Genomic DNA, 4,244 nt, shown 5'->3' on the forward strand with positions numbered 1-4,244 from the left:
CGGGTGCTTGGAGACGAGCACGCCCGGTTCGGCGGGCGGGCCGGGGAAACGGACCAGTCGCAAGGCTGACACCGCGCCCCGGTCCGACCCAACAGCTTAAGGACCAGTCCTAAGCACTCGCGATTTTATCGGCTTTGTACCACTCACTATCCACAGCATGAGTAATTAAGCGAGAAAGATCATCCATGAACTGTTCGCACTTGCGTCTGTGGGCTTCGAATAGACCGGGCTCGATCCGTTCCTTACGGCTGCCATGGGCAATGTCGTTTCTGGCTACTCTTACGAACTCGAGCGAAGTGAAATGCGACTTGCTCACTGTGCCGTCGGGTATGCCAAGACGATATAGAGTTCTTCTCAGAACATCGGAGCCAAAGTTCATTTCCATCGAAACGACTGCTTCTGCATCAATAGACAGTATTTGTTCCGACAGGGAGCGCATTTTTTGTACGAAGTCTACCTGATGCCTTGCGCGCCGCATGAGACGTCCATCCTCGGTCTCTTGGTCATTTCCGGCCCCAAGGCGGACCGCATCAAATTCTTTGACTAGAGCACAAGCAAAGAGATTTGGATGAATATCTTTTGCCGAAATGCATTGATCGTTTATCGCTCTTATGTATAGCGAGAAAGCATTTTGGGCGAAACCCTCAAGGTGGGCGTACTGCATGACCAGGATGGTCCTCATTGAGGAGACTGGCCAATCCTTCTGTTCGCGCGTCCCGAGGAGTGTGTTACGTAAGTGCCTAAGCTCGTCAAGCCGCCAGGCAAGATCCTCCTCTAGCTGGGCCCTCAGCTCAGCCGGAGTCAATCGATCACCTCGCTAAAGCGGTCAGCGAAGTACGCTATACGAGCACGTAGCGGGTTCCGGTAATTCTTGCCAGCACCGCCGTGCTTCAGGAATTCTCGATCGGACTTACCGTCGCGAACTATAGTTGCAAGGTGATCTATGTGTTCGCTGTCCTCTATGTTGACCTTGTCGATCACTGACTGAATTCCCAGACACAGTCCTTCATAGTGATAGACCGAGAACTGTCCACGGGGTTCGGACGTTCTTGGATTAACAGTGCCGAATACTTTTGACCCTATTCCCAGCTTCTCTGCCACTAGGCGAAGCGTCAAGAACGTCTTCTCGAAGACGATTCTTTCCTTTGAGTAATCGAATGTTGTCGGACTCAGAGGATCCGAGACTTCCTCCATGTAATCTGTCAGGAAGTCGGCCACATCATGAGTGTATGCCTCGAAACTGTTCTTGTATGCGAAAAACCTAAGGACAAGTTCCTGATCAAACTTCTTACGGAGCTGGTTGTCTGAGATTGATCCGATACAGAAAATAAAGTCTCTGTTTTTGCTTAGGTCAGCAATGAATTCGTTAAAGTCGTTCGACAGAAGCCGAATGGTTGCGTTCCTAATCTCCTGCTCAGAAAGCGTTTCTCCGCCAGTGTTAAGCCGCTTGAACATGTAGTACCGAAGTCGAGGGTCGCTCTCCTTTCGGAGAATCTCTGCTCGGATATAGCTACGCTTAAGCTTGATTTCAAGAGCCCTGGGGAGATCATGGTAAAATACCCCATTTAGTTCCGGAACGATGTCACAATCGCTTAGAACTAGTGGATCTTGACGCTTCCCATCGATTACCAGCTGGCCGCGGAAGTGAAGGAATGACGAGATTCGCTGAAGACCATCGATTAGCTCGTAGATACGGTCTTCTCGTTCAATTAAGAAAATCGGAGGAATAGGCAACTCTAGTAAGAGTGATTCAATAAACCTAGCTTGAGCCCCTTCGGTCCACCGAAACATCCTCTGGAATTCGGGATCTATGATGAGCTCTCCCGCAGCATGCATGTCTGCTAGCTCGTTGAACGAGAAATCTAGCGTCTGAGTACGGACAGCGCTAATCTTCTCATCAACGGAACGAATTAGATCATCTGGTGATGTGGGGCTCTTCTTCATCGCTGACTCCTCTTAAGCGTCATCACTGTCTCTGCAACTTTTCCCTTAGTATAAGCTCGTGCTGCTGTGTTCACTTGGGTCAGAAGACGGGTAACTTCAGCTTGATCCCAACAGACAAACTCCCAGCCTCGCCGCTCAGCTTCTTCTACGCATATTTCAGCCAGGCGAATCGGAATATCCTTATAGTATGAGTCTTGCACGACAAGCTTCATAATGGCATGTGGCTTCGACACCCTTGTTATCTCGTCGAAGCTTGTAACGAGGTCATCGAGGTACTGTCGTGCTTGCTTTAGGTAGTACCCTGAAGATGCCTTGCTGTTATGCTTTGAGATATTCGAAACCAACTCGGCGGCAATCGACCCATATCTTGTAACGTTCAATGCTCCTGGAGAAGGGCGAATGAGAGTCGTTCCCATCAGCGCTGAGCGAAGCGTGCGGTCTTGATAAATATCAAAGCCGAGAATCGCTAGTTCTCTAGAATAGGCGACTGCATAATCTATGCGCGTAAGATAAGGCGGTGAAGTCAGGATGAAGTCTACAGAACTCTCCGCTATTGGGAGATGGGTGGAAGAAGACCTAATGATCGAGACGGAGGCCTCCGAGTAAGACTCGCCTGCTAGTCTTTTGATTAAATCTTCTTGAGCTTGGACAATCATATTGTCCAAGCGATGCTGAGTTACGTCTACGGCATCTTCTGCGCTAGATGCACGACGTACCCATGTGGGGTTGCTTCCCTCGAACCTTGTAGTTAGGGATCGAGTTACCCTAAACAGCGCGACATATCCCAAGGTTGCCTTTGTGTGAGGGAGTAAGCTGAGTGCTTTAGACCATTGACGGACGCGATTAGCAGTCCTCTTGGAGAACCAGGCTAGTAGCGGATCTGACTCCGAAATGCGACTTCTTGAAGCTATAGGTGTTGGGCAAAGTTCAATATTGCTACCGACCTGAGCACGCAATCGCGCTACTATATTGGCAATTGGGTTAAGGTCAACTCCGATGGAGCGGATTCCGTTGGCGCGAGCCGCGAGAGTTGTAGTTCCACTGCCATTCCAGGGATCCAGAATAACTGAATTATTGACATCTGCTTCAAAGCTCAGCTGAGTTTTTGCCCACTCGAAGGAGAAACCTGCGTAATACGGAAAGACATCCGCGAGACCCGCTTTATCGCTCTGGGGACGCTTCGGGGTAAGCTTTCGTGGGGGAGATGCGAGGCGGTCGCCAATGCTAAGCAGCGCATCCTGCTCGTCTGTATTGCCGACCGGGATGCTCAACACCCGTCCCCACTTTCTGACCTTGACTTACCATGAGCAGGGATTACGATAGCGTAGCCCTAAGTGATCATGGGTATCAAGCGGTCCGCTAGTCTTAATCTTGCTGTCACTTTCGCTGCTGGTGATCCATCTGTTGCCCGCCGTAGGTGCGGTCTACGGCCTGAGGTGATCTTCCGGTTGCAGGAAATCCGCCAGTAGGTGGCTGCGGCGAAGACTCTAAGTCGGGCCATGACAGCAGTCCAGGCTTCGATCGATGGGCAACCTGTGAGGCATGCGGCCCTACCAGCGAGCGCGTGGGCGGTGCTGGCCCGGACCGGCCGGAGAGCCGCAGCCGGGCCAGCGGCCGCCCGACGCGCGGCGGGGCGCCGTAGGCGGCACGCCTTGAAGACGTATCGAAAGTTCTCATCCGGCTGGGACTGGACATGGGACTAGACATGGGTGTCCTATCCCGGGACATGCTTGACACTTCAGTCCCACCAGATGCTTGACAGTCCTGACTGTTCCGAACCAGGCGACGCTCACGCTCTGCGGCAGAAGCGTGCGCCTTCGACCGCCCGCTCAGCGGCATGAGCGGACGTTTCGCTGTCCGCAGCCCGCAGCGCGATCTTCGAGTTCATCAAGGGCTGGTACGACCTGCACCGATTCCATAGCAGCCTCGGTTACCGTAGTCCCGCCGCCTACGAGGCCGCGTACACGGCCTTGTCCGTCAAAGCGGAGCAAGCTCAGCGGTCTTGGGATATCGTCCAGGCCAAAACGTCGGCGCCCTGGCATGACCGCGTCTATCTGTGGCAGCACGGAGGGCTCACAGTCGGAACGTCGCCCTCGGGCCTGGGCAGACGGCTGGCCCGAGGGGACCAGCTCAGCCCCGTCGAGGCGGCTGCCTGGGAGGCACGCTTCAACGCATGGTGGGCCGATCCGCTCGCCATCGTCGTGCGCTACTGAGTTTAAATCTCCAGAGTTAGGCCAGTTCGAAGGGCAGACCGGTCTCGTTGAAGAAGCCGGTAATGAGGTCGGGCCGGTACTGCATGC

General features: G+C 53.3%; 3 protein-coding genes. All 3 read right to left on the reverse strand.

Translation table 11 applies throughout. From position 1 onward, the window contains the following. Positions 1-109: 109 nt before the first annotated feature. Genes ABT130_RS47125 through ABT130_RS47135 form a run of 3 tightly spaced genes read right to left on the reverse strand, consistent with a single transcriptional unit; the run spans position 110 to position 3,215 of the window. Positions 110-805: an MAE_28990/MAE_18760 family HEPN-like nuclease gene (locus ABT130_RS47125; protein ID WP_350966427.1), complete on the reverse strand. Its 696-nt coding sequence runs from the start codon at positions 803-805 to the stop codon at positions 110-112. Next, entirely contained in the window at positions 802-1,944 is a 1,143-nt protein-coding gene (locus tag ABT130_RS47130; protein WP_350966428.1) for a DUF262 domain-containing protein, read from the reverse strand. The genes ABT130_RS47125 and ABT130_RS47130 overlap by 4 nt, the downstream gene beginning before the upstream one ends. Next, positions 1,941-3,215, reverse strand: coding sequence for a TRM11 family methyltransferase (locus ABT130_RS47135; RefSeq protein ID WP_350966429.1), 1,275 nt, complete (start codon positions 3,213-3,215; stop codon positions 1,941-1,943). Before ABT130_RS47135 ends, ABT130_RS47130 begins: the two co-directional genes overlap by 4 nt. Positions 3,216-4,244: the final 1,029 nt, after the last annotated feature.

It is taken from the genome of Streptosporangium sp. NPDC001681 (assembly GCF_040298085.1).
Lineage (GTDB): Bacteria > Actinomycetota > Actinomycetes > Streptosporangiales > Streptosporangiaceae > Streptosporangium.